The sequence below is a fragment of the Microbacterium sp. S1037 genome, assembly GCF_048381605.1.
In the GTDB taxonomy this organism is placed as follows: domain Bacteria; phylum Actinomycetota; class Actinomycetes; order Actinomycetales; family Microbacteriaceae; genus Microbacterium; species Microbacterium testaceum_B.
Genome location: NZ_JBLWIG010000001.1, coordinates 298,244 through 323,263, shown reverse-complemented (window position 1 = coordinate 323,263; position 25,020 = coordinate 298,244). Strand labels below are relative to the sequence as shown.

General features: G+C 70.3%; 21 protein-coding genes. 16 read left to right on the top strand and 5 right to left on the bottom strand.

Going from position 1 to position 25,020, the window contains the following annotated elements:
* Nucleotides 1-3: 3 nt before the first annotated feature.
* Nucleotides 4-681 (bottom strand): GntR family transcriptional regulator, encoded by a 678-nt coding sequence (locus ACMW4R_RS01345; protein ID WP_058626276.1) that lies wholly within the window; start codon nucleotides 679-681, stop codon nucleotides 4-6.
* A gap of 147 nt (nucleotides 682-828) precedes the next feature.
* Between ACMW4R_RS01345 and ACMW4R_RS01340 the strand changes: the two genes are divergently transcribed.
* From ACMW4R_RS01340 to ACMW4R_RS01305, 8 genes are read left to right on the top strand one after another with little or no spacing between them, the layout of a single operon-like run.
* Complete coding sequence (locus ACMW4R_RS01340) at nucleotides 829-2,433, top strand: ABC transporter substrate-binding protein (RefSeq protein WP_418298929.1); 1,605 nt, start codon at nucleotides 829-831, stop codon at nucleotides 2,431-2,433.
* A 28-nt stretch (nucleotides 2,434-2,461) separates the two neighbouring features.
* Entirely contained in the window at nucleotides 2,462-3,349 is an 888-nt protein-coding gene (locus tag ACMW4R_RS01335; RefSeq protein WP_418298928.1) for an ABC transporter permease, read from the top strand.
* The gene (locus ACMW4R_RS01330) at nucleotides 3,315-4,307 is read left to right on the top strand and encodes an ABC transporter permease (protein WP_241490368.1); all 993 of its coding nucleotides are present in this window, start codon (nucleotides 3,315-3,317) and stop codon (nucleotides 4,305-4,307) included. Before ACMW4R_RS01335 ends, ACMW4R_RS01330 begins: the two co-directional genes overlap by 35 nt.
* Nucleotides 4,304-5,242 carry an ABC transporter ATP-binding protein gene (locus tag ACMW4R_RS01325; RefSeq protein WP_058595445.1) on the top strand — a complete coding sequence of 313 codons (939 nt, stop codon included), beginning with the start codon at nucleotides 4,304-4,306 and terminating at the stop codon, nucleotides 5,240-5,242. The genes ACMW4R_RS01330 and ACMW4R_RS01325 overlap by 4 nt, the downstream gene beginning before the upstream one ends.
* A complete protein-coding gene (locus ACMW4R_RS01320) occupies nucleotides 5,239-6,018 on the top strand; it encodes an ATP-binding cassette domain-containing protein (protein ID WP_058595444.1) in 780 nt (259 codons plus the stop codon). Before ACMW4R_RS01325 ends, ACMW4R_RS01320 begins: the two co-directional genes overlap by 4 nt.
* Nucleotides 6,015-7,343, top strand: a complete 1,329-nt coding sequence (locus ACMW4R_RS01315; protein ID WP_418298927.1) for a carboxylesterase family protein — start codon at nucleotides 6,015-6,017, stop codon at nucleotides 7,341-7,343. The genes ACMW4R_RS01320 and ACMW4R_RS01315 overlap by 4 nt, the downstream gene beginning before the upstream one ends.
* Complete coding sequence (locus ACMW4R_RS01310; protein ID WP_058628428.1) at nucleotides 7,340-8,671, top strand: acyclic terpene utilization AtuA family protein; 1,332 nt, start codon at nucleotides 7,340-7,342, stop codon at nucleotides 8,669-8,671. The genes ACMW4R_RS01315 and ACMW4R_RS01310 overlap by 4 nt, the downstream gene beginning before the upstream one ends.
* A complete protein-coding gene (locus tag ACMW4R_RS01305; RefSeq protein ID WP_058595441.1) occupies nucleotides 8,668-8,973 on the top strand; it encodes a hypothetical protein in 306 nt (101 codons plus the stop codon). The genes ACMW4R_RS01310 and ACMW4R_RS01305 overlap by 4 nt, the downstream gene beginning before the upstream one ends.
* 168 nt (nucleotides 8,974-9,141) lie before the next feature.
* On the opposite strand, the gene ACMW4R_RS01300 is transcribed toward ACMW4R_RS01305, so the two are convergent.
* From ACMW4R_RS01300 to ACMW4R_RS01285, 4 genes are all read right to left on the bottom strand, one after another.
* The gene (locus ACMW4R_RS01300; protein ID WP_418298926.1) at nucleotides 9,142-9,984 is read right to left on the bottom strand and encodes a Cof-type HAD-IIB family hydrolase; all 843 of its coding nucleotides are present in this window, start codon (nucleotides 9,982-9,984) and stop codon (nucleotides 9,142-9,144) included.
* 62 nt (nucleotides 9,985-10,046) lie between these two features.
* Nucleotides 10,047-11,462, bottom strand: a complete 1,416-nt coding sequence (locus tag ACMW4R_RS01295; protein WP_418298925.1) for a glycoside hydrolase family 1 protein — start codon at nucleotides 11,460-11,462, stop codon at nucleotides 10,047-10,049.
* Nucleotides 11,463-11,480: 18 nt separating this feature from the next.
* Nucleotides 11,481-13,340 carry a beta-glucoside-specific PTS transporter subunit IIABC gene (locus ACMW4R_RS01290; protein WP_418298924.1) on the bottom strand — a complete coding sequence of 620 codons (1,860 nt, stop codon included), beginning with the start codon at nucleotides 13,338-13,340 and terminating at the stop codon, nucleotides 11,481-11,483.
* Nucleotides 13,341-13,531: 191 nt separating this feature from the next.
* Nucleotides 13,532-14,440, bottom strand: coding sequence for a PRD domain-containing protein (locus tag ACMW4R_RS01285; protein ID WP_058626284.1), 909 nt, complete (start codon nucleotides 14,438-14,440; stop codon nucleotides 13,532-13,534).
* A gap of 216 nt (nucleotides 14,441-14,656) precedes the next feature.
* On the opposite strand from ACMW4R_RS01285, the gene rlmN reads away from it, so the two are divergent.
* From rlmN to ACMW4R_RS01245, 8 genes are all read left to right on the top strand, one after another.
* Complete coding sequence (gene rlmN, locus ACMW4R_RS01280) at nucleotides 14,657-15,970, top strand: 23S rRNA (adenine(2503)-C(2))-methyltransferase RlmN (RefSeq protein WP_241490369.1); 1,314 nt, start codon at nucleotides 14,657-14,659, stop codon at nucleotides 15,968-15,970.
* A gap of 497 nt (nucleotides 15,971-16,467) precedes the next feature.
* The gene (locus ACMW4R_RS01275; RefSeq protein ID WP_058595436.1) at nucleotides 16,468-18,045 is read left to right on the top strand and encodes a peptide ABC transporter substrate-binding protein; all 1,578 of its coding nucleotides are present in this window, start codon (nucleotides 16,468-16,470) and stop codon (nucleotides 18,043-18,045) included.
* 63 nt (nucleotides 18,046-18,108) lie between these two features.
* A complete protein-coding gene (locus tag ACMW4R_RS01270) occupies nucleotides 18,109-19,449 on the top strand; it encodes a M14 family zinc carboxypeptidase (protein WP_418298923.1) in 1,341 nt (446 codons plus the stop codon).
* Nucleotides 19,446-20,378, top strand: coding sequence for an ABC transporter permease (locus tag ACMW4R_RS01265; protein WP_058595434.1), 933 nt, complete (start codon nucleotides 19,446-19,448; stop codon nucleotides 20,376-20,378). The genes ACMW4R_RS01270 and ACMW4R_RS01265 overlap by 4 nt, the downstream gene beginning before the upstream one ends.
* Entirely contained in the window at nucleotides 20,371-21,261 is an 891-nt protein-coding gene (locus ACMW4R_RS01260) for an ABC transporter permease (RefSeq protein ID WP_058595433.1), read from the top strand. Before ACMW4R_RS01265 ends, ACMW4R_RS01260 begins: the two co-directional genes overlap by 8 nt.
* A 2-nt stretch (nucleotides 21,262-21,263) precedes the next feature.
* Complete coding sequence (locus tag ACMW4R_RS01255) at nucleotides 21,264-22,781, top strand: serine hydrolase domain-containing protein (RefSeq protein WP_418298922.1); 1,518 nt, start codon at nucleotides 21,264-21,266, stop codon at nucleotides 22,779-22,781.
* On the top strand, nucleotides 22,778-23,401 hold the full coding sequence (locus ACMW4R_RS01250; RefSeq protein ID WP_418298921.1) for a GbsR/MarR family transcriptional regulator: 624 nt from the start codon (nucleotides 22,778-22,780) through the stop codon (nucleotides 23,399-23,401). The genes ACMW4R_RS01255 and ACMW4R_RS01250 overlap by 4 nt, the downstream gene beginning before the upstream one ends.
* Nucleotides 23,398-25,020, top strand: a complete 1,623-nt coding sequence (locus ACMW4R_RS01245) for an ABC transporter ATP-binding protein (RefSeq protein WP_418298920.1) — start codon at nucleotides 23,398-23,400, stop codon at nucleotides 25,018-25,020. The genes ACMW4R_RS01250 and ACMW4R_RS01245 overlap by 4 nt, the downstream gene beginning before the upstream one ends.

The window sequence follows — 25,020 nt, the reverse complement described above, 5'->3', positions numbered from 1 at the left end:
GGGTCAGCGTGCGCCGCGCAGCGGCGCCAGCGGGTCGAGGTCGTCATCGCCCTCGGCCAGAGCGTGCGCCACGCGGTTCTTCGCGCTGACCAAGTGGGTCCGGAGGAGTTCGGCGAGCCGCTCGGCGTGGCCGTCGCGGATCGCGGTGAGCATCTCGCGGTGCTCCTCGTCGGCCTGCCCGCGCCCGCCGAGGTGGTCGACGTTCTCTTGCGAGTACGGTTGCACGGCGGCGAGGAGGCCCCTGAGGATCTCGGCGGTGCGCGGCCGACCGGCGGCGTCGTACAGACGGGTGTGGAACTCGAAGTTGGAGCGCATCCACCGCCCGACATCGGTCGCCGACTCCATCTCGGCGACCCGTGACTCCAGGGCCGTGATCTCTCCCCGCGAGATGCGTCGGACGATGTCGTCCGCGATCGTCGGCTCGAGCAGGAGCCGTAGTTCGTAGAGCTCGTCGAGCTCGTCGCGATCGAGCGTGCGGACCGAGGCGCCGCCGCCGGGTGTCATCTCGATCACGCCCTCGGTCGCGAGGATGCGCAGTGCCTCGCGCACGGGGCTGCGGCTGACGTCGAACCGGCGGGCGAGGTCTTCCTGGACCAGGGCCGTGCCCGGCGGGATGACCTTCTCACGGATGGCGAGGGCGATCCGCGAGGCGATCACCTCGGGGCTCATCGATGCCGCCACTTTGCCTCCTCGTTCGGTCGCATGCGCCGACTCCCGTTCGTTCGAGGATAGGGGTGGGTGCGTTGCGTATCCATTGGATCCAGTGTATACAGTGGATACGCGTTCCCCCGACGCGGCATCCCGAACCCCGACGATGGAGTTTCTGCAATGAGGCACGATGTTCGACCGAACCGGCGCGTCCGCCGGCTGATCCCGCTCGCCGCGCTCGCGGCGGCATCCGCTCTCGTCCTGTCCGGCTGCGGCGCCGACGGCTCCACCAGCGCCGGGAGCCTCACCGACGGCGGCGAGCCCCAAACGGGCGGCACGCTGACCGTCGCCCTGTCCGCGACGCCGTCGATCATCGACCCGTTCGCGACGAGCCTGCAGGCCGACTGGGTCATCGCCCGTCAGGTGTGCGAGCCGCTCTTCGACGTCTCGACCTCGTTCGAAGTCGGCCCCGTGCTCGCGAAGGACCTCGTCGACAACGGCGGCGGCAGCTACACGCTGAGCCTGCGCGACGGCGTGACCTTCCAGGACGGCGAGCCGTTCACCTCGGCGGATGTCATCGCGAGCCTCAACCGGTACTTCCTGACCCCGGGCAACGGCTCGATCCTCAAGTCGCTCACCACCTCGATCGAGGCCGTCGACGACACCACCGTCGCGATCACGCTGAACACGCCGAGCCCGTTGCTGCCGACGCTGCTCACGACGGCCTACATGATGCCCGCGAGCATCGTGAAGGACCGCCCCATCACCGACCCCGTCTCCGACCTCGTCTGCACCGGCCCGTACAAGCTCAGCAGCTACGCCGCGGACGGCGACGTCGTGCTCGACCGCTGGGACGGCTACCAGAAGCTCGACACCCCCGGCGACGGCGGGCTCGGCGCGAAGAACGCCTACGCCGACCAGATCGTGTTCACCCCGATGCCCGAGGCCTCCACTCGCCGCCAGGCGACCGAGGCCGGCCAGGTCGACATCGGCGGCTCGCTGTCGTACGACGACTACGACTCCGTCAGCACCGGCGGCGCCGCTCAGGCCGTGCTGCTCAGCCCCACCTCGGGCTCGACCGTCGTGTTCAACAAGGCGCAGGGCATCATGTCGAACGTCGCGATGCGGCAGGCGTTCCTCGCGGCGCTGAACATGGACGACATCATGCTCGCCGCCTTCGGCAACCCCGAGTTCTACTCGGTCGACGGGAGCATCATCCCCGAGGTCAACAGCACCTGGGCGACCGACGCCGGCACCGAGAACTACAACAAGCCCGACCTCGACCGCGTGAAGAAGCTCCTCGACGAAGCCGGCTACACGGGTGAGCCGATCCGCTGGCTCACCACGAAGGAGGACCCCTCCTGGTACGGCCCGTCGCTCCCCGCCCAGCAGCAGCTGAAGGAAGCGGGCATCAACATCGACCTGCAGGTCATCGACCGCGCGAGCGTCATCCAGCTGCGGACCGACCCGACGGCCTTCGACCTGTTCTCGTCCGGCATCCCCACGTACGCCGATCCGGTGCTGCTGCCCTACCTGCAGCAGACCTTCCCGGGGACGTGGGTCTCGCCCGACCGCGACGCGCTGCTGTCGAAGTTGTCGACCGAGTCCGACGCGGCCGCCCGCAAGGCGACGTGGGAGCAGTTGCAGACCCTCGTGTACGAAGACCTGCCGTTTCTGAAGTTCGGAACCTCGCGACCCCTGCTCATCACCGCCAACCGCGTGCACACCGAGCACCCCGACGAGCTGGCCGGCTGGTACTACAACACCTGGCTCGACCAGTCCTGATCCCGCTCCACCCTCGACAAGGATCCCCATGTCCGAGATGACCGTCCCCACGACGACGTCGATCCAAGCGGCGGCCGCGCGCACCGTGCGACCACGGCTGTGGCGTCGACTCCTGCACCGACCGATCGCCGTGGTGGCGCTCATCCTCCTCCTCGTGATGGCGGGGGCGGCTCTGCTCGCCCCCGTCCTCGCGGGGGATCCCAACGCCTTCGTCGCCGTCGAGCGGCTCCGCCCGCCCTCGGCGACGCACATCTTCGGCACCGACAACCTCGGCCGCGACGTGTACTCCCGCACCGTCTACGGTGCGCAGGCGTCGCTCACCGTGGGCGTCGTCACCGCCGCGATCACGACCGCGATCGGTGTGGTCCTCGGCATCCTGGCCGGCATGTTCCGCTGGTTCGACGCGATCGTCATGCGCATCGTCGACGGCGTGATGTCGTTCCCGATCATCGTTCTCGCCCTCGCGATGACCGCGATCCTCGGACCCGGGCTCGGCACCGTGATCCTCGCGATGACGATCGTGTTCGTACCCGGCATGACCCGTGTCGTCCGCAGCTCGGCGCTCGTCGCGAGCGAACTACCCATGGTCGACTCGGCTCGCGCGATCGGTGCCGGCAGCGTCCGCATCTTCTGGCGCTACATCCTGCCGCAGGCCACGACCCCGGTTCTCGTGCAGGCGGCCATCACCTTCACGACCGCCGTGCTCGTCGAGTCCGCGCTGAGCTTCATCGGTGCGGGGCTCCCACCGAACGTCCCGAGCTGGGGAGCGTCGCTGTCGGAGGCCCGCAGCTATCTCACCTCGGCGGTGTGGATGTGGGGCTTCCCCGGCCTCGCGCTGATCCTCACGGTCCTCGCCATGAACATCGCCATCGACAACGTCCGTGACATCCTCGACCCGCGCGCCGGAGGCCGCTGACATGCTCCGCTATCTCGCGCAGCGCCTCCTCGCGCTGCTGCCCACCGTGGCCGTGCCCCTCGTGCTGGTCTTCCTGTTGCTGCGTCTGGCCCCGGGCGACCCGGCCGCCATCCTGCTCGGCGACTCCGCGACGCCCGATCAGGTCGCGGCGCTCCGTGACGAGCTGGGACTCAACGCACCGCTCTGGGAGCAGTTCGGCCGCTTCCTGGGCGACGTCGTCACCCTGCGCCTGGGCGACAGTCTCTTCCTCGGTAAGCCCGTGGTCGACGTGATCCCCGACTACGCCCTCGTCACGCTCGAGATCAGCGTCATCGCGCTGATCGTCGCGCTCGTGCTCGGCATCGGCCTCGGCGCGCTCGCCGCGTTCCGCAACGGCCGCCCGGCCGGCCGTGTCGCCACCGCCCTCGGCATCATCGGCATCTCCGTGCCGCAGTTCGTCGTCGCGCTGATCCTCATCGTCGTCTTCGCCGCGTGGCTGCACTGGTTCAACGTCGGCGGCTTCGTGCCGATGTCGAAGGGGTTCTGGCCGCACCTGCGCTCGATCACCCTGCCGGCGTTGTCGCTCGGCATCGCCGAGTCGGCCTTCGTCGCCCGCATCACCCGGGGAGCGATCCTCGACGTCGTGCGCGAACCGTTCGTCACGACAGCCCGCTCGCTCGGGGTGGCTCCGCGGCGTATCGGCGCCGTGCACATCGTGCGGGTCGCGGCCCTGCCGATCATGACCGTCGCCGGTCTGCTCGTCGCGAGCCTGCTCTCCGGCAGCGCGGTCGTCGAGACGATCTTCGGCGTTCCGGGCATGGGGCGCCTGCTCCTGGATGCCGTCGGGCGTCGGGATTACTCGCTGGTCCAGGGGATCGTGCTCTTCACCGGTCTGTTCGTGATCATCGTCAATCTCCTGGTCGACCTGTCGTACTCGGTGGTCGACCCTCGCGTCCGTCTCGGGAGGAAGAGCGCATGAGCGCCCCACTGCTGCAGGTCTCCGACCTCTCCATCACCGCCGACACCGAGGGCGGACGCTACGACGCCGTGCGATCGGTCGACTTCGAGCTGGACCGCGGGCAGGCACTGGCCGTGGTCGGCGAGTCCGGGAGCGGCAAGTCGCTGACCGCTCTCGCGATCGCGGGGCTCCTCGGTGAGAAACTCACCCCCACCGGCTCCGTCCGCTTCGACGACCGCGAGCTGATCGGCATGGGCGCGGCGGACCGCCGCGCGATGGCCGGTCGTCGGATCGGCTTCGTCTTCCAGGAGCCGATGTCGTCGCTGCACCCCATCCTCACCGTGGGGCAGCAGCTCGAGGAAGGCCTCCGTGCCCACTTCGACATGACCCGACGTCAGCGCGCCGATCGCGTGCGCGAGCTGCTCGACATCGTCGGGCTCGGCAAAGCACGCGACATCCGCGGCGACCGCATCGGCCAGCTCTCCGGGGGGATGCGCCAGCGCGTCATGATCGCGATGGCGATCTCGTGCGAGCCCGAACTGGTGATCGCCGACGAGCCCACCACCGCGCTCGACGTGACGCTCCAGCGTCAGGTCATCGACCTGCTGGGGTCGCTGCGCGAGCGCCTGGGCCTCGCGCTGATGCTCATCACCCACGACCTCGGCGTGGTCGCCGAGACGTGCGACGAGGCCGTCGTGATGTACGGCGGACAGGTGGTCGAGAGCGGTCCGACCGCCACGCTCCTGCACGATCCGGCGCACGACTACACACGCGCCCTGTTGATGTCGATCCCCGTGCTCGGCGACGATCGCCCGCGCCTTCCCACCGTGGCATCCATCGCTCCGTGGCTGCGCGATGCGCGACAGGATGCCGTCGACCTCCGTCCCGTCACCGAACTCGTCACGGTCGCCCCCGGTCATCGGGTGCGGCGGCAAGCCGAAGGAGTCGCGGTATGACCGCTCTGCTCGAGGTCGAGGACCTCACGAAGACCTTCCACGTCTCGCGTCGCCGACAGGTCACCGCGGTCAAGGGCGTCTCGTTCCAGATCGAGAAGGGCCGCACCTACGGGCTCGTCGGGGAGTCGGGGAGCGGCAAGTCCACCGTCGCCCGCATGGTGGCCCGGTTGACCGAGCCCACCTCGGGCACGGTGCGCTTCGACGGCGTCGACGTCACGCGCCTGGACCGCGCCGCCCGTCAGCAGTACCGACGCGATGTGCAGATCGTCTTCCAAGACCCCTTCGGCGCACTGAACCCCCGCATGACGGTCGCCGACCTCATCATGGAGCCGCTCCAGGTGCACCGGCGCGGCACGGCGAAGGACCAGCGCGACCGTGCGCGAGAGCTCGTCGACCACGTGGGTCTCGGCAGCGCGGCGCTCGAGAAGAAGCCCGTCGACTTCTCGGGCGGGCAACGCCAGCGCATCATGATCGCGCGCGCTCTCGCGCTGCAACCGCGGCTGATCGTCGCGGACGAGCCGGTGTCGGCGCTCGACGTCTCGGTGCAGGCGCAGGTCCTCAATCTGCTGAAAGACCTGCAGGAGGCCTTCGGGCTGTCGTACCTCTTCATCTCGCACGACCTGTCGGTGGTGGAGTTCATCTCCGACCGCATCGGCGTGATGTACCTCGGCGATCTCGTCGAAGAGGGCGACAAGCGCGACATCTACGCGAAGCCGACCCAGGACTACACGCGGTCGCTCATCGAGGCCATCCCGACTATCGAGGGGCGACCGTGAGCGCCGAGATCGACGCCTGGCTGGGCGTGCGGTTCGCGACCCTCGCGCACCCTTTCGCGGCCCCGGTGCCGACCGAGGCAGTGGCCCCGGCCGCCCCCGGCGGACGGTTCGGACCCGCGCCGATCCAGCCCCCCGTTCCCGGTTTCGACCTGCCGAGCGGGCAATCGGCGACCGACTGCCTGACCCTCAACGTCTGGGCTCCGCGGGTCGCGGAGGCCGCTCCCGTCGCGGTGTGGCTGTTCGGCGGCGGCTTCGAGATGGGCACCGCCTCGACGCCGTACTTCGACGGCGCCGCTCTCGCCGAGGCCGCGCAGAGCGTCGTCGTGACCCTCAACTACCGCGTCGGCGCGTTCGGGTTCGGCAGCTTCGCGCACCGCGGCGGCGCGCTCTCCGCCGCCCACGATCTCGGTCTGCAGGACGTCTGCGCCGCGCTGCGGTGGATCCACGCCGCCGCGGCGTCGTTCGGGGGCGACGCGTCTCGCCTCACGCTCATCGGGCAGAGCGCGGGAGCTTTCCTCGCGGCGGCCGCCGCGGTCGCCCCGGGCGTCCCGCGCCCGCGGGCTCTCGCGTGCTTCTCGGGAGGTGCCTCGCGCGTCATCGCGGCGGACGACGCCGCGCGGTTCGGCGACGCGATTCTCGGCGACCTCGACGCGGAGCGTCTGATCGACCTCGACCCGCGGGCCGTGCTCGCGGCGCAGGCGGCTGTCGCCCCGCGCGATCTCGGCATCCGCAACGGGGTGCGTCCCGTCGGCTTCGGCGTCGCGATCGACGAGGGAGCCCCGGATGCCGTCGTCCCCCGCCATCCCCTGGATGCCGTGCGCGCGGGCGCTCTGCGCGACACCTTCGTGCTCGCCGCCGCCGGCACCGACGAGATGGAGGGCTTCGGCCCCGGGTCGGTACCCGCTCTCGACGGGCCGCTCGCGGACGCCGTGCAGACGTTGACTGGCGCGGCACCGCGCAGCGTGCGGGACGCCTATGACGAGACGGACGCAGCCTGGCGGCGCCTGCTCGGCGATTACATCTACCGGCTACCGGCCGCGCGCCTCGTAGCGGAGCAGCGCGCCGCCGGGGGAGGGGCCGCCTACCTCGAGGTCGGTCGCGAGGGGGACACCCCCGGCGGTCACGGCGCAGAGTTCGACGGCATCTTCGCCCGGGGCCGGGATGCGCGCTCGCGCGCGGTGCAGGAGACCCTCGTGACCCTGATCCAGGACGGTCGCGTCGACGGGGGAGGCCTCGACGCCGCCCTCGTCGCGGGCGCCGTGCCCGCGGCATCCATCGCTCCCGACGATCTCGTCTCGATCTGGCAGGGGGTGGCCCGACCGTGAGCACCTTCCGTATCGGCGCCGGCAGCGGTTTCGCCGGCGACCGCTTCGAGCCGGCCGAGATCCTCGCCGAGCACGGTGATCTGGATGCCCTCGTCTTCGAGTGCCTCGCCGAGCGCACGATCGGTCTCGCCCAGCAACGTGCGGCCTCGTCGGCGGGCGCCGGGTTCGACCGACTGTTCCTCGACCGCCTGACCGGGGTGCTGCCGCACCTCGCGCCACGAACCCGCGTCCTGACCAATGCCGGTGCGGCCGACCCCGTCGGTCTCGCACGCGCCGTCGTCGATCTTCTCGCCGCTCATCCGCGCGGGGCAGGACGCCGGGTCGCGGCGGTCATCGGCGACGACGTCACCGCACGGGTCCCGTCCGACGCTCGTATCACCGGCACCGACCTGACCATCGGCGACCTGGGCGACCGGCTCGTCTCGGCGAACGCCTACATCGGCGCCGGGGCCGCGATGCGCGCCCTCGAGAACGGCGCCGACGTCGTGATCACGGGCCGTATGGGCGACGCGGCCCTGTTCGCCGCCCCGATCGCCGTGCACCACGGGTGGGACGACGCCTCGCCTGACGAGATGGCTGCCCCCACCCTCGTGGGTCATCTGCTCGAGTGCGCGGGCCAGCTCACGGGCGGATACTTCGCCGACGGCGATCGCAAGGTCGTGCCGGGGCTGGCGACCCTCGGGTTCCCCTACGCGGACGTCGCCGCCGACGGCGTCGCCGAGTTCGGCAAGGCCGACGGCACCGGAGGCCTCATCTCGCGGGCCACGGTGCTCGAGCAACTGCTGTACGAGATCGACGACCCGGGTCGGTACAAGACCCCGGATGCCACCCTCGACCTGGGCGATGTGCGCATCGACGAGGTGGGGCCGGACCGCGTGCGCGTGTCGGCGGCCTCCGCGCAGGGCCGGCCGGAGCAGCTCAAGGTGAGCGTGGGCGTGCGCGACGGATTCCTCGCGGTGGGGAGCATCGCCTACGCGGGCCGGGGTGCGCGAGAGCGCGCCGAGCTGGCCCTGCGGATCGTGCGCGAGCGCTGGGACGAGGTGCACGGCCGCGATCCGGGCGAGGTGCGTGCTGACCTGCAGGGGTACAACTCGTTGCGGCCCTGGCACGAACCGCACGGGGAACCGGCCGAGGTGCGCGCGCGCCTCTCGCTGCGTACGTTCGACCGGGTGGCGGCGGCCCTGCTGCACCGCGAGGTCGAGGCGCTCTACACGAACGGTCCCGCCGGCGGCGGCGGCGCCGACCTCAGCCTGAAGGAGACCGTCGGGATCGTATCGACCTTCATCGACCGCGATCGGGTCGAGCCCCGAGTGGAGATGGTGTCATGACGACCCTCGGCGATCTGGCCCACGCCCGCGCGGGAGACAAGGGCGACACCTCGATCCTCGTCGTCGCGCCCTACGCGCAGCACGACTTCGCCCGGGTCGACGAGATGCTTCGGGTCGACCGCGTCGCCGCGCACTTCGGTGTCGACGCCGCGCACGTCACGATCCACGCGGTGCCGCGTCTCGGCGCGTTCACCGTCGTGGTGCGCGGTCGTCTCGACGGGGGAGTGACGCGCTCGCGCGCCGCGGATCCCCACGGCAAGACCCTCTCGGGCCATCTGCTCGATCTGGTCGTCGAGGGGTAGTGCCGGTCCCTTCGACAGGCTCAGGGACCTGGGTTGCGGGCTCGGGGACCCGGCGCGCGGTCGGGGCTCGTGCCGCCGCGCCCATAAACGCGATCCGCTCGCATAAACGCGCGCTCCCCGTGTTTCCGTGCGCGGATCGCGTTTATGCGTGGGTGCGATCGAGCCGCGTCAGATCAGCCCGAGCTCCGCGAACGCGTTGTGCACGCCGTCGTCCAGCACCGACGTCGTGACCCGTCCAGCCAGCTTCTGCAGCTCGGGCACCGCGTTGCCCATCGCGACGGGGGTGCCGACGACCTCGAACATCTCGACGTCGTTCCAGCTGTCGCCGATGCCGATGGCATCCGTCGGAGGCAAGCCCAGCTGCGCGAGCACCGACGTGATCGCGGAGCCCTTCGTGACGCCGGCCTGCCCGATCTCGCCGTTCGAGCCGCCCGGCAGCGGGATCGACCCGGGGATGACGTGGAAGGCGTCGCCGAGCTCGGCGGCGGCGTGCACGACCGTGTCGATCGAGGGGCTCACGAACACGGCCTTGGCGACGGCGTCGCGATCGACCTCCGCGACGGGACGCGGCTCCTTCCACAGCGGCTCCTCGGCGGTGAGGCCCTGCTCCGCCAGCTGAGCGGCGCGCTCCGCGTGACGCTCCCGGCGGTACGCCGTCATGACGGCGCCCATCCCCTCGCTCGCGAAGACACCGCCGTGCGTCTGCAAGAAGTAGTGGATGCCATGGGCCTCGAAGTACCGCTCGAGCAGCTCGACATCGGCTCGGGGCATGGGCTGCTCGACCAGCATCTCGTCGCCGCGCGTCGCGTACGCGCCGCCGTTGGTGATCGCGCCGTCGAAGCCGATCGCGAGGACATCGGGGTGGATGTCGCCGGCGGACCGGCCCGTGCTCAGCCACACCTGGTGGCCGTTCGCGCGGGCCTGGCGGATCGCGGTCACGGTCGACGGGGCGATGAGCGAGCCGTGCTCGAGGATCGTGCCGTCGACGTCGAGGAAGGCGATGCGGGTCATGGTGCACTCCAAGGGGGACCGGCCCCGGGCGCGAGAGCCCGGGGCCGATCCGATCAGGGGGGTCAGCGGGTCAGGGACGCGCCGTTGGTCCGGATGACGTCGGCGTACCAGTGGAACGACTTCTTGCGGTACCGGTCGAGGGTTCCCGAGCCGTCGTCGTTACGGTCGACGTAGATGAAACCGTATCGCTTGCTCAGCTGCGCGGTGCTGGCGCTGACGATGTCGATGCAGCCCCACGACGTGTAGCCGAGCACGTCGACGCCGTCCTCGAGCGCCTCGCCGACCTGCACGAGGTGGTCGTTGAGGTAGGCGATGCGGTAGTCGTCGACGACCGTCTTCTCTCCGTCGACCTCGACGAGCTGGTCGCGCGCGCCCAGACCGTTCTCGACGATGAACAGCGGCTTCTGCCAGCGGTCCCAGAACTGGTTCAGCACGAGACGCAGGCCCACCGGGTCGATCTGCCAACCCCACTCGCTCGCCGGCAGCGTCGGGTTGGGCACGCCGCCCATGATGTTGCCTTCGCCGGCCGCGCGCTTCGCGGGGTCGGCGGTCTCGGCGATCGACATGTAGTAGCTGAACGAGACGAAGTCGACCGTGTTCTTGAGGTCGTCGCGGTCCTGGTCCGTGATGTCGAGCTCGATGCCCTTCTCGCTCAGGCGGCGCAGGAAGTAGCCGGGGTAGGCGCCGCGCGTGTGCACGTCGCCGTAGACGAGGTTGCCGTGGTCGGCATCCATCACGGCAACCGCGTCAGCCGGCGACGGCGTCAGCGGATAGATCGGCATCGACAGCACCATGCACCCGACCTGGGCCTCGGGAGCGACCTCGCGGGCGATGCGCGTGGCGCGGGCGGATGCCACGAGTTCGTGGTGCATCGCCTGGTACAACTGCTCCTCGGGAACGCCGCCCTCGGGGATTGGGATGCCGCCGCTCATGAACGGCGCGTGCAGGAGCGAGTTGATCTCGTTGAAGGTCAGCCAGTACTTCACGCGGGACCCGAAGCGCTCGAAGAGCGTACGGGCGTAGCGCTCGTAGAAGCCGATGAGCTCGCGGTTGGTCCAGCCGCCGTACTGCTCGGCCAGGTGCAGCGGCGTCTCGTAGTGCGAGATCGTCACGAGCGGCTCGATGCCGTGCTTCTCGAGCTCGTCGAGCACGCGGTCGTAGAAGGCCAGACCCGCCTCGTTCGGCTCGGTCTCGTCGCCGTTCGGGAAGATCCGGCTCCACGCGATCGAGAAGCGGTAGACCCCGAAGCCCATCTCGGCGAAGAGCGCGATGTCCTCCGCGTAGCGGTGGTAGTGGTCGATCCCGACGAGCTTGAGGTTGTCGGGGGTGGGGCGTTCGCTGCGCGGACCCGAGATGCCCTTCGGCATCACGTCCTGCACCGAGAGGCCCTTGCCGTCTTCGTCGTAGGCGCCCTCGATCTGGTTCGCGGCGGTCGCGCCGCCCCAGAGGAAGCCGTCGGGGAAGGGGGTGTTGCTCATGCGGAGGTCTCCAGGGGATCAGCGGGTGGCGGACAGGGAGTCGACGGAGACGGCGCGGAACAGGTTCTCGCCGTGCGAGAGGGGTCCGGATGCCACGTCGGCGACGTCGGGGTACAGGTCGCCGTTCGTGACGATGACCGGGGTGATGAGGTCGTACCCGGCGCGCTCGATCGCGTCGCCGTCGAACTCGAGCAGCAGGTCACCGGCCTTCACCTCGGCGCCGGACTGCACCTTCAGCGTGAAGTGCTCCCCGCCGAGCTTGACCGTGTCGAGACCGACGTGGATGAGCAGCTCGACGCCGTCGACGCCGCGCAGGCCGATCGCGTGACCGGTCGGGAACGCCGCGACGACGGTGCCGTCGAAGGGGGCGTAGACCGCGCCCGACGTCGGGCGGATCGCGACGCCCTTGCCGAGCGAGGCGTCGGCGAAGGCGGCATCCGGAACCTCGCTCAGAGCGACGACGGTGCCGTCGACCGGGCTCAGCACCGCGGTGTCGGTCGCGGCGGTGGGAGCGGTGGGAGCGGCGGCGTCGACCGGGTCCTTGAAGCCGACGAGCACGGTGAGGAGGAACGGCACGATGATCGCGACCGCGAGACCGATGCCGAGCATGACCATGTTGCCGTTGCCGAGCAGCGCGGGCAGGGCGAGACCCGAGGGGACGACGAAGGCCTTCGAGAAGACCCCGCCCATCGCGATGAGGGCGCCGCCGAGCGCGCCGCCGACGATGCCGAAGGCGAAGGGACGCTTGAGCGGGAGGTTGATGCCGTAGATCGCGGGCTCGGTGATGCCGGCGAGGAAGCCCGACAGAGTCGCCGGGGCGGCGAGCGAGCGGAGGTTCTTGTTGCGGCTGCGCACGAGGACGCCGGCCACGGCAGCGGCCTGGGCGAGGACAGCCGCGAACACCGGTCCGATGAGGAGCATCTGCCCGGTGGTCTGCAGTTCGAGCTGGAATAGCGGCACGAGGCCCCAGTGCAGGCCGAAGATCACGAAGACCTGCCACAGGCCACCCATGATCGCGCCGCCGAGCCACGGCACGGTCGCGAAGACCCAGCCGATCGCGGACGCGAGGCCACCGCCGATGAGGCTCGAGAGCGGGCCGATCGCGAGGAACACCAGCGGCACGGCGATCGCGACCACGATCATCGGCGTGAGGAAGCGCTTCACCGCACCGGGGAGCACCTTCAGCAGGAATCGCTCGGCGTAGCTCTGCAGCCACACGATCACGATGATCGGGATGACGCTCGAGACGTAGCTGACCATCGTCACCGGGATGCCGAAGAACGTGATGTCGGGCTGGCCGTTCAGCGCCACGATGCTCGGATAGACCAGCGCGCCGGCGATCGCGAACGACGTGAACTCCGACGCCTTGAAGTAGCGCGCCGCGGTGATCGCGAGGGCCATCGGGAGGAAGTTGATCAGCGCGTCGGAGAGGGCGTTGAGGATGACGTAGGTGGTGCTCGTGGCATCCAGCCATCCGAAGGTGACCGCCGCGGCGACGAACGCCTTCAGCAGACCCGTGCCCGCCAGCGCCCAGAGGATCGGCGTGAAGATCGCCGAGATCATCTTGATGAAGCGGTTGAAGAGGTTGCCCTTGGGGCCCGTCTCGCCGCCCTCGGCGCCTGAGCCGCCGAGCTTCGTCTGCGCCTGGATGGCGGCGAACACGTCGGGGACGTCGTTCCCGATGACGACCTGGTACTGCCCACCAGCCTGCGCCGTGGTGATGACGCCGGGCGTGGCGCGGAGCGCCGTGGCGTCCGCCTTGCTCTCGTCCTTCAGGACGAACCGGAGTCTCGTCGCGCAGTGCACCATCGAGCTGATGTTGCTCTCTCCGCCGACGCCGGCCAGGACCGCCGTCGCTGTCTTCGCGTGATCCGCCATCGGAATCCGCCTGCCTTTCGCCGCACCTGTGCGGCCTTCTCGGGATGTTGGGGCGACGCTCCGGAGGGTTTCGGGCAATAAAAAAGACCCGAATCCGTTCATCGCTCGTCAGCGATGTGGATTCAGGTCTTGCCCGCTTGCGCGGTAACAATCCGGAAATCGTCGGCAGGGTGTGACGCCTGCGTCGGTGACTATAGCACCGGCGCGTCGGGTCCGCCACTGTCGTCGGGGCGGCCCAGGCTCGTCGCCAGGCGCTCGACGTGCACGGTGAGGTACAGCACCTCTTCGTCGGTCAGGGTCGACCCGGTCGCCGCGAGCACATAGCCCTTCACGTTCTCGGCGATGCCGAACGCGCGGGGGTAGCGGTGCTTGGCGAACTCGAAGAACGAGGAGTCGCCGCTGGTGAGCATCGCGCGGTTCACGAGCCGCTGCAGCAGGAACCGGACGTGCAGGATGAACCGCGCGTAGTCGGGACTCTCGGTGTCGAGAGCGACACCGAGCCCGGTCTCGACGGTGCGGACGACGTGCTGCACACGGCGGAACAGCAGCGCGGCGGTGCCGTTCGGCTCGTCGCGCGTGGCGTTGAGCAGGTGCATCGTGAGGAACACGCCCTCCTCGGGCGGAAGCTCACGATCGAGGGATGCCGCGATCGAGGCCGCCATGCGCTCCGCGGCGCGCGACTCGTCGGGGTGGAGGATCCGCAGCTCGGGCATCGAGGTGCCGGGGATGCGGATGCCCTGGTCGAGGCGTTCGACGACGTAGTTCACGTGGTCGATCACGGCCAGGGGCAGGCGGCGGCCGAGGTCGCGGCCAAGGTCCCGCTCGGCCTGATCGACGGCGTGCAGCACGGCCTCGACGAGCGCGTAGGGAGCGTCGGTGAGGAGCTTCTGCGCGTGCGCGGTGTCGCTGCCCTGCTCGAGCACGAACGTCTTCTCGACCTTCGCCGGATCGACCTGGCCCTCGTGCTTGAGCTGGAAGCCGATGCCCCGGCCCATGAGCACGCGCTCGCGGCCGTCGCCGTCGATTGCCACGACGACGTTGTTGTTGAGCAGTTTCTGCACGCCGCCGGGCGGGAGGGAGACGTCACCGGCACCGGGCATGGGATGCAGTTTAGAGCCGCGCCGTCGCGCTCGAGTTGCCGCGTTTTGTCGCGTGGGTCGGCGTGTGGCGGCGAAGTGCGGCAAATGGCCGTGCGGGTCGGTGCGTGAGTTGCCGCTGTTTGTCGCGTGGCGCCAATCGAGGCGACCACGTGCGGCAAGTCACGCGCGCGTGCCGCGCCCAGCCGCGGCGCAGGCGCGGCCGGTACCCTGGAAACCATGACTGATCAGCCCCCCGTGCGCTCCACCACACCCCGGCAGGCGCGCCCCGCGGGGGCGCCGGCCGACACCGGCATCCGCGAGACGCGTCCGCGGACCGCCCCGGCACGCCAGGTGCGGCCGAAGACCGAAGGCTGGCAGCAGGCCAAGGACGAGACCGGGCGCCCGCTCCTGCAGTTCGCGAGCCCCAAGCGCGGCAAGCCGCCCGTGCACCTCGCCGACATGACCGCCGCGGAGCGCGTCGAGAAGGTGAAGGAGCTCGGCCTGCCCGGCTTCCGCGCGAAGCAGCTCGAGAAGCACTACTTCACCCATTACACGTCGGATGCCGCCGACATGACCGACCTCCCGGCATCCGGTCGCGAAGAGCTCGTCGCGGGGCTCCTCCCGCCGCTGCTCACGGAGGTGCGCCGGCTCGAGACCGACCGCGGTGACACGATCAAGTTCCTGTGGAAGCTGCACGACGGTGCGCTCGTCGAGTCCGTGCTCATGCGCTACCCCGGCCGCATCACCCTGTGCGTGTCGTCGCAGGCGGGCTGCGGCATGAACTGCCCGTTCTGCGCCACCGGGCAGGCGGGCCTGACGCGCAACATGTCGGCGGCCGAAATCATCGAGCAGATCGTGCGCGCCAACGCGCTCATCGCCGCCGGTGGCCTCGGTGGGAAGAAGCGCGACGACCACTCGCTCGACCGCGTGTCGAACATCGTGTTCATGGGTATGGGCGAGCCGCTCGCCAATTACGCCCGCGTGATGCAGGCCGTGCGCGTCATGGTCGACAAGGACCACGGCCTCGGCATGAGCGCCCGCGGCATCACGGTGTCGACCGTCGGCCTGGTGCCCGCGATCAAGAAGCTCGCCGACGAGGACATCCCGGTGACCTTCGCCCTCTCGCTGCACGCGCCCGACGACGGTCTGCGCGACGAGCTCATCCCGGTGAACTCCCGCTGGAAGGTCGACGAGGCACTGGATGCCGCCCGCGCCTACTTCGACAAGACCGGGCGCCGCGTCTCCATCGAGTATGCCCTGATCAAGGACATGAACGACCACGCGTGGCGCGCCGACCTGCTGGCCGACAAGCTCAATGCCCGCGGACGCGGCTGGGTGCACGTGAATCCCATCCCGTTGAACCCGACTCCGGGTTCGATCTGGACGGCATCCGAGGTGCCCGTGCAGAACGAGTTCGTGCGCCGTTTGAACGACGCCGGCATCCCGACGACCCTCCGCGACACCCGCGGCAAAGAGATCGACGGGGCGTGCGGGCAGCTCGTCGCCACCGAAGAAGACGAGGTCGCCGCGGCGGCGACGCCCGTCGGCTGAGGCCGGGCGGGGCGCCCGGCGCCGCGGTCACGGCTAGTGCGGCGGCGCTCGGCCGTGGCGATCAGTGCGCATAAACGCGATCCGCGCACAGAAACATGTGCAGAGCGTGTTTCCGTGCGCGTACGGCGTTTATGGCCGCTCGCGAGAGCGCGGATTCCGCGCGTCGTCCACCGAACGGTGGATGCCGAGTCCACCGACCCGTCGTTCCCGTCGGGCGCGGCGAGGCCACCGTGAACACTCATCCGCTCAAGGCCTTCGCGAAGCTCGACGTCGCCGATCGCACCCGCGCCGTGATGCGGGCGATGGAGCTCGGCATCCTGTGACTCACCGCGGTGCGAGCGCGCGAGCGGTGTTTCCTCGGGGTTAAGTTTTCATCTCTCACTGAAACTTCTGAACGTTTCTCATTGACCGTAGAGCGACGGCGGTGTTCTCTGGGCGCAGTTCCACCTGCATCCCACCTTGGGCGCGGAACGCCGCCCTTTCCCGAGAGGCTCCTGATGAAGAGAAGAATCGCGCTCGCCGTGCTGGTCGCCGGCGCGCTCGCGCTCGCCGGCTGCTCCGGCGGCGACGGTGGCGACACCGGCTCCACCGACACATCCATCCGCGTGGCCGTCACCGACCCGCAGCAGCTCATCCCCGGCCGGCAGTCCGTCGCCTACGACTTCAACATGGCTGTCTGGTCGCCGCTGGCCTTCCTGCAGTCCGACGGCACCCTGCAGGACGTCCAAGCCGCGTCCATCGAGTCGGACGACGCCCAGACCTGGACGATCACGCTTCGCGACGGATGGACGTTCCACGACGGGACCCCCGTCACGGCCAAGAGCTACGTCGACTCCTGGAACGCCGTCGCCTACGGGCCCAACGCCTTCGAGAACTCGGGGCAGTTGGCATCCATCGTCGGATACAGCGATCTGAACCCCGCGGACGGTGCGCCCACGACCACCACGATGTCGGGACTGACCGTTGTCGACGACCTCACCTTCACGGTGAAGCTGGTCAGCCCCGACGGCCAGTTCCCGCTGCAGGTCACGCAGGCGCAGACCGCGTTCTTCCCGATGCCCGAGTCGGCGCTGTCGGACTTCGACGCCTACAACAAGCACCCGGTGGGCAACGGCCCGTTCCAGATGACGGGTGACTACGTCGAGAACGAGCCGATCACGGTCTCGGCCTACGACGGGTTCAAGGGCGACGCGCCGACCGTCGACCAGATCACCTTCGTGCCCTACACCGACTCGGAGACCGCCTACACCGACGTGCTGGCCGGCAACCTCGATGTCGCGGGAGTCCCCGCGAGCCGTCTCCTCCAGGCCGGAAGCGACTTCGGCGACCGGCTCTACTCGTTCGAAGCGCCCGGCATCTCGTTCCTCGGCCTGCCCCTGTGGAACGCGCAGTACCAGGACGTGCGAGTGCGTCAGGCACTGTCGATGGCGATCGACCGTCAGACGATCATCGATCGCATCTACGGCGGCACCTACACCCCCGCCACGGCATGGACGCCCGCCATCGAACCCGGGACCCCGACGGGCATCTGCGGCGAGTACTGCGAGTACGACCCCGACGCCGCCAAGGCGCTGCTCGCCGAGGCCGGCGGGTTCAGCGGACCGCTCGAGATCACCTACCCGGGTGGTGGCGGTCTCGACCCGCTGTACGAGGCGATCGCCAATCAGCTGCGTCAGAACCTGGGCATCGACGCGACCGCGACGCCGACCGCGGACTGGGCCGAGTTCCTGCAGAAGCGGACGGATGCCAACCTCACCGGGCCGTTCTTCTCGCGCTGGGGTGCGCTGTACCCGAGCCAGCAGGCGACACTGCGGGTGTTCTTCATCGAGGGCGGCGGCTGCGCCAACTGCATCCCCTTCTACAGCCCCGAGGTCGCCAGCGCCATGCAGACCGCCGACGCGGACCTGACGGGCGACGGCACAGCGTACGCCGACGTGCAGAGCATCATCCAGAAGGAGTTCCCGGCGGTGCCGCTGTTCAACGAGACGTACTCGTACGTCACCTCCGAGCGCGTTGCCGATCTCGTGAGCTCCCCGGTGGGCAACCCGACCTACCGAGCGATCCAACTGCGCTGACCCCTGGGCCGGCGCGCGGGACCCCCCCCGCCCGCGCGCCGGCCGTCGACCCACGGAATCCCGATGCCTTCACTCACCCTCCCGCAGCCCGCCCTCACCGGCTTCCCGACGGTCGACGCCCTCGAAGCTGCTTTCCTCGCCCTGTCCGAGAGCGCGCCGCACCTCGTGCGGCGCCGCATCCTCGGGTCGTCTCGGCTCGGCGAGCCCATCCCCGTCTACGCGATCGGCGACGGGCCCAAGCACGCCGTCATCGCGGGGGGCGTGCACCCGAACGAGCCCATCGGCTTCCACACCGCGCTCACTCTCGCCGAGCGGCTCGTCGCCGACGAGGGGCTCCGGAGAGAACTGGGGATGACGTTCCACATCGTGCCGTGCATCGACCCGGACGGCACCCGCATGAACGAGGGCTGGTTCGCCTCCCCCGGCGACCGCGGCTCCTATGGGCGGGCCTTCTACCGTCCGGCCCCCGACGAGCAGGTCGAGTGGAGCTTCCCCCTCTCCTACAAACGGCTCCACTTCGATCGGGTGCTCCCCGAGACACGCGCGCTCGCGGATCTGTTCGACGAGGTCGAGCCGGCCCTGTTCGTCGGACTGCACAACGCCGAGGTCGGCGGCGTCTACTTCTACGTGAACCGCGACGACGACGCGCTCGTCCGGGAGCTGTCGGCGATCCCTGCCCGCCACGGCCTGCCGCTGGACATCGGCGAGCCGGAGTCGCCCGACGTGGTGCGCCTGGGCGACGCCGTGTTCCGCTGCCCCACCGTCGCGGAGCGTTACGACTACCTCGAGGGTCTCGGACTCGACCCGCTCGCCGAGGTGTCAGGCGGAGGCTCGGCCGACTATCTGCAGCGCCACGGCACCCTGGTGATGGTCGCGGAGCTTCCGTACTGGACGCACGACGACGTCGCGGACGAGGGATCGGGCGGGATCTCGTACCGCCGCGTCGTGCAGGACCGCGCCGAGGCGCTGAGGGCGCTCGGCGAGACCCTCGGGGGCGCGCTTTCACGGGTCGAGGCGCACCTGACGATCCCGAGCCCGATGCTGCGCGGTGCGAGGGCCTTCGCCCCGCTCATGACGGCGCTCGCCGACGCCGAGGACGAGCGGGCACGGCGCCTGGCCCTCGACCGCATCGCGACGAGGGCGGAGGTGTTCTCGAACGAGGATGCCGTGCGGTCCTTCCGTCTGCGGTTCGGCGGCATGCTGCTCCGAGCACTCGAGGTGGAGTGTGCGGCGGGCGTCGCCCACGACACGGTCCGTCGCGAGCGCGATGCCTTCCGCGATGTCTACGAGGAGTGGGTCGCCGAGGCGGAACGCGTGCCGCTTCGCACCCTGCCCCTCACCGATCTCGTCGGTGTGCAGCTCGACGCGGTCCTCGCCGCGGCACGTGCGGCGGTGACCGCGTGAGGTTCGCGCGGGCCGCCGGCGCCCGACTGATCGAGGTCGGCATCGTCTTCCTCGGCGTCACGTTCATCATCTACGCGATGGTCTGGGCGCTCCCGGGCGACCCGATCGCTGCCCTGGGCGGCGACCGCCCGCTTCCGGCCGCCGTGGTCGCCGAGCTGCGCCGCCAGTTCCATCTCGATGACCCGCTCCTGCTGCAGTACCTGCGCTACCTCGGCGGGCTCTTCACCGGCGACCTGGGGACCACGTTCGACGGCGTGCCCGTGGCCGATCGCATGGCCGCGCGCTGGCCGGTGACGATCACGCTGGCGATCACGGCGTGGGTGATCGAGGTCGTGCTCGGCGTGCTCCTCGGCCTGGTGGCGGGGCTGCGCAAGAACAGCTGGATCGACCGCGGCGTGCTGCTGACCACGATCCTCGCGACGTCCATCCCCATCTTCGTCGTCGCCGTCGGGGCCCAGCTGATCTTCGGGCTCCAGCTGAAGTGGCTGCCGATCGCCGGGACGACGGCGGGATGGCCGACGGCCTACATCCTGCCGGCGGCCGTCATCGCGATCTTCGGTCTCGCCGCGATCGCCCGCCTCATGCGTGGCAGTGTCATCGACACGCTCCAGTCCGACTTCGTGCGGACGCTGCGGGCCAAGGGGGTGCCGCGTCGGACGATCGTCGGCACGCACGTCATGCGCAACTCCGTGGCCCCCGTGCTCACCTTCGTCGCCATCGACCTGGGGTACCTCCTGGGCGGCGCGGTCGTGGTGGAGGGTGTGTTCAACCTGCCCGGTATCGGACAGCTGCTCTTCACCGCCATCCGTACGCACGAGGGTCCGACCGTGGTGGGGGTCGGCACGACGCTGATCCTCATCTTCCTGGCCCTGAGCCTGCTGGTCGACCTCGTCAACTCCGCCCTCGACCCGAGGATCCGCCATGTCTGAGATGATCGCCGCCACCGCGCCCGACGCGCCGACCCTCGTCGACCGCGGCCTCTGGTCCGTCCTGCGCCGTCGCGTGACCTTCTGGGCGCCGGTCATCGTGCTGGCCGTCCTGGGGCTGATCGCCCTGCTGCCCGGCCCGATCGCGATGCTCTTCGGCGGCGGGGACCCCCGCGCGTGCGATCTCGTCGACAGCGCTCTGCCGCCGGGCCCGGGGCATCCCTTCGGCACCGACCTGCAGGGCTGCGACATCTACGCCAACGTCGTCTTCGGCACGCGCACCTCGCTGTCGATCGGACTGCTGACAACCGCGCTGTGCCTCGTCGTCGCGATCGTGCTCGGCACCATCGCCGGCTACGCCGGAGGCATCGTCGACACGGTCATCTCGCGACTGACCGACGTGTTCCTCGGGTTCCCGTTCATCCTGGGCGCGATCATCGTGCTCAACAGCCTCGGCAAGCCCGACCCCGTGCTCGTCTCTCTCGTGCTCGCCTTCTTCTCGTGGCCCACGATGGCGCGTCTCGTTCGAGGCGCCGTGCGCAGCGTGCGCGGCAACGACTACGTGCGCGCCGCGTCGGTCATCGGGCTCTCGCACGTGCAGATCGTCCTCCGCCACGTGCTCCCCAACGCCATCGGGCCCGTGCTGGCGATCGCCGCCACGTTCGTGGGCAGCGTCATCGTCGCCGAGTCGACGCTGACCTTCCTGGGCGTGGGACTGCGCGCCCCCACGATCTCGTGGGGTCTTCAGCTGGCGAACGCGCAGTCGTACGTCGGCACGGCCCCGCATATGCTCCTGTTTCCCGCGCTCTTCCTCAGCATCACCGTGCTCGCGCTCATCACCCTGGGCGACACCGTGCGCGACGCCCTCGACCCGAAAGGACGCTGACCGTGTCGACCCCTCCCACCGCCCCAGCGGCGACGCTCACCGATGCCACCGCCCCGGACGCCCCCGCCACCGCCCTCGCGTCCGGTTCGACGACCGGCGACGGCGCGACGGGCGGCGACGCGCGGCGCGACGCGCTCCTGCGCGCCGGAGCCGCCTACGTCGCCCAGTGGATCGGCTTCCAGTACGAGCTGCGGGGGGTTCCCGGCATCCAGGTCGCGATCCGCCACCGCGGCGAGCTGCTGCTCGACGAGGCCTGGGGCGTCGCGAACGCCGCGACGTCGGAGCCGCTGACCACGGGACACCTCTTCCGCATCGCATCCCACTCCAAGACGTTCACCGCGACCGCCGTCCTGCAGCTCGTCGAGAGCGGTGCGCTCCGCCTCGACGACCCGTTGTCGCGGTGGCTCCCCGAACTCGCGGATGCCGAGGTGGGCGACGTCAGCGTGCGCGAGCTCCTCGGCCACCAGGGCGGCGTCATCCGCGACGGCGTCGTCGCCGACTTCTGGCAGCGCGGGCTGCCCTTCCCCGACCGCGCCGAGATCCTTCGCATGGCGGCGGAGGAGGGACGCGTGTTCGCCCCGAACGAGCACTTCAAGTACTCCAACGTCGGCTACTCGCTGCTGGGTCTTGTGATCGAGGCCGCGGCGGGCGTCTCGTACGCGCAGTACGTCGTCGACCACATCGTGCGCCCGCTCGGTCTCGACGACCTCGGCCCCGAATGGGACGCCGATCGGGCCGACGACTTCGCCGCCGGTCATAACGCGGCCCTGCGAGCCGGGGCTCCGCGGCGCGTGATCCCGCACGTCGACACGCGCGCCATGGCCGCGGCGACGGGATGGTTCGGCACCGCGCGCGATCTGTCCGCGTACTTCGCCGCCCACACTCCCGGTGACGACACACTCGTGTCGGACGCGGCGAAGAGGCTGCTGCAGCGGCGGGAGTCCGACATCGAGTACGCCGGGGTCCTTCGCCATTACGGGCTCGGCTTCGACGTCCGCGACCTCGACGGGGTGCATCTGGTCGGACACAGTGGCGGATACCCCGGCCACATCACGCGCACGTGGCTCGACCTCGACGATGACCTCGTGGTGAGCGTGCTGACCAACGCCATCGACGGCCCGGCCGACGTGCTCGCGACGGGGGCCATCGGCATCCTGCGCCTGGCCCTCGCGCAGGCCGACCGAGAGCCGGCCGAGGCTGCGGTCACGGGACGGTTCGCGAGCATGTGGAGCGTGGCCGACCTCGTGGATCTCGGCGGTGCCGTGGCGGTGCTGCACCCCGCCGATCCCGACCCCGCCCGTTCCGCCGAGGTGCTCGACGTCGACGACGACGGGACGCTGCGCCTCCCGTCGCGCGCGAGCTTCGGCGCGAGTGGCGAGCCGGTGAGCGTGGAGAGGGATGCCGCGGGCGAGGTCGTGTCGATCCGCTTGAGCGGCATGTCCATGTGGCCGTTCGAGCGTTATCGCTACGCTCTGTCGACGGAGCAGCCGTCGGAGCTGCTGAAGGGGATGGCCCTGTGACGGACGAAGAACGCAGCACGCCCGCCGATGCGCCCGCCGACGTGCTCGACGAGGCCGTGAGCGCTTTCGTCGAGGACTTCGCGTACGCGTGGGGAGCGGCGGGCAACCCGCGGATGGAGGGGCGCGTTCTCGCGTTGCTCCTGATCGTCGACGAGCCCTACCTCTCGTCCGCCCGTATCGCCGATCTGCTGCAGGCGAGCGCGGGCGCCGTGTCGATGTCGACCCGGGCGCTGGTCAACCTCGGTTTCCTGAAGCGACACGCGATCCCCGGGGACCGCAGCCACTACTTCCGCACCGAGGACGACGTGTGGGGAGGCTTCCTCGCCGGTGAGCGCGACTACGTCCGCCGCATCAACTCGACCCTCGAGTTCGGCCTCGATGTGCTCCCCGAGGACGCATCACGACCGCGGACGCGCCTGACCAACGCCCTGCGCTACATGACGTGGCTCGTCGGGCATCACCGCAAGATGCTGGCCGAGTGGCAGGAGTACCGCGACAGCACCCTCGCCGCCGACGCGCAGGCCGCCGCCGGCGCACCCGCCCTCGACACACCCGCCGTCGACGCTCCCGCCGTCGTCGCGCCTTCCCTGGACACGTCTGAACGGGAGCCGGGCTCGTGACCGCGCCCGTGCTCGAGGTCACCGGTCTCGAGGTCGTCTTCGACCTCGGCGAAGAAGAGGTCGTCGCCGTCGCGGGCCTCGACCTGACCGTGGGACGCGGCGAGATCGTGGCCCTCGTGGGGGAGTCGGGCTCGGGCAAGAGCGTGAGCGCCCTCGCCCTCGTCGGTCTACTCCCCGAGCGGGCGCGCGTGCGCGGCACCGCGGTGTTCGACGGCATCGACCTGCTCGCGCTCGACGAGAACCGCTTGAACGCGATCCGCGGTTCCCGCATCGCCGTCGTCTTCCAGGACCCGATGAACGCCCTCGACCCCGTCTTCCCCATCGGTCATCAGATCGACGAGGTGCTGCGGGTGCACCGTCCCGACATGGACCGCGCCGCCCGCCGCGCCCGTGTCGTGGAGCTGCTGACGATGGTGGAGATCCCGGATGCCGCCGCGCGCGTGCGCTCGTATCCGCACCAGATGTCGGGTGGCCAGGCCCAGCGCGTCATGATCGCGATGGCCCTGGCATGCGATCCGGAGCTGATCATCGCCGACGAGCCGACGACCGCCCTGGACGTGACGGTGCAGCGCGAGGTGCTCGACGTGATGCGCCGACTGCGCGAGCGCACCGGCACGGCGATGCTGCTCATCACGCACGACATGGGTGTGGTCGCCGACATGGCCGACAGCGTCGTGGTGCTGAGACGCGGCGAGGTACAGGAGCGGGCCGACGTGCAGCGCATCTTCGATGCGCCGTCGGCGCCCTACACGCGCGAGCTGCTGTCGGCCGTTCCGCGCTTGGGCGCGTCGGAACGGGTCGCGGTCGACGCGGAGGGAGAGCCCGTGCTCGAGGTCGATGGTCTCACGGTCGTCTACGGCCGCGGGGCGCGCGCCCTCACCGCGGTCGACGACGTGAGTCTTCGCATCCCCCGCGGGCAGACCACGGCACTCGTGGGGGAGTCGGGGTCGGGCAAGAGCACCATCGGCATGTGCGCCCTGGGCCTCGCCCCGATCACCTCGGGGAGGGTGCTCATCGACGGCGTGGACCTCCGCACCGCCCGCCGGACCGCGTCGCTCGCGGTCAAGCGGTCCGTCGGGGTCGTGTTCCAGAACTCCACCGCGGCCCTCGACCCACGCATGAGCATCGGGGCCTCGATCGCCGAGCCCCTGCGGGCGCACACCGCCCTCTCGCCGCGCGAGCGCGAGGCACGGGTCGCGGCCCTGCTCTCGGACGTCGAGCTCCCGGCATCCTGGGCGGGCCGTTTCCCTCACGAGCTGTCGGGCGGTCAGCGTCAGCGCGTCGCGATCGCCCGCGCCATCGCGCTCGAGCCCCGACTGCTCGTGGCGGACGAGCCCACCTCGGCGCTGGACGTGTCGGTGCAGGCGACCGTGCTCGACCTGGTGCGACGGCTCCAACAGGAGTTACGGTTCGCGTGCCTGTTCATCAGCCACGACCTCGCGGTCGTCGACCAGCTAAGTGACCGGGTGGTCGTCCTGCAGCGCGGGCGCATCGTCGAGGAGGGCACTCGCCGCGAGGTGCTCACCTCGCCGCGCGAGGAGTACACGCGGGCTCTCATCGCCGCCGTCCCCGTTCCCGATCCGCGCGAGCAGGCGAGGCGTCGCTCCGCCGCCGCCTGA

What these genes read in the sequence shown, in the direction of transcription:
- ACMW4R_RS01340 (WP_418298929.1), top strand. Translation starts at nt 829, where the DNA reads ATGAGGCACGATGTTCGACCGAACCGGCGCGTCCGCCGGCTGATCCCG.
- ACMW4R_RS01335 (WP_418298928.1), top strand. Translation starts at nt 2,462, where the DNA reads ATGTCCGAGATGACCGTCCCCACGACGACGTCGATCCAAGCGGCGGCC.
- ACMW4R_RS01325 (WP_058595445.1), top strand. Translation starts at nt 4,304, where the DNA reads ATGAGCGCCCCACTGCTGCAGGTCTCCGACCTCTCCATCACCGCCGAC.
- ACMW4R_RS01320 (WP_058595444.1), top strand. Translation starts at nt 5,239, where the DNA reads ATGACCGCTCTGCTCGAGGTCGAGGACCTCACGAAGACCTTCCACGTC.
- ACMW4R_RS01305 (WP_058595441.1), top strand. Translation starts at nt 8,668, where the DNA reads ATGACGACCCTCGGCGATCTGGCCCACGCCCGCGCGGGAGACAAGGGC.
- ACMW4R_RS01300 (WP_418298926.1), bottom strand. Translation starts at nt 9,984, where the DNA reads ATGACCCGCATCGCCTTCCTCGACGTCGACGGCACGATCCTCGAGCAC.
- ACMW4R_RS01295 (WP_418298925.1), bottom strand. Translation starts at nt 11,462, where the DNA reads ATGAGCAACACCCCCTTCCCCGACGGCTTCCTCTGGGGCGGCGCGACC.
- ACMW4R_RS01290 (WP_418298924.1), bottom strand. Translation starts at nt 13,340, where the DNA reads ATGGCGGATCACGCGAAGACAGCGACGGCGGTCCTGGCCGGCGTCGGC.
- ACMW4R_RS01285 (WP_058626284.1), bottom strand. Translation starts at nt 14,440, where the DNA reads ATGCCCGGTGCCGGTGACGTCTCCCTCCCGCCCGGCGGCGTGCAGAAA.
- rlmN (WP_241490369.1), top strand. Translation starts at nt 14,657, where the DNA reads ATGACTGATCAGCCCCCCGTGCGCTCCACCACACCCCGGCAGGCGCGC.
- ACMW4R_RS01275 (WP_058595436.1), top strand. Translation starts at nt 16,468, where the DNA reads ATGAAGAGAAGAATCGCGCTCGCCGTGCTGGTCGCCGGCGCGCTCGCG.
- ACMW4R_RS01270 (WP_418298923.1), top strand. Translation starts at nt 18,109, where the DNA reads ATGCCTTCACTCACCCTCCCGCAGCCCGCCCTCACCGGCTTCCCGACG.
- ACMW4R_RS01260 (WP_058595433.1), top strand. Translation starts at nt 20,371, where the DNA reads ATGTCTGAGATGATCGCCGCCACCGCGCCCGACGCGCCGACCCTCGTC.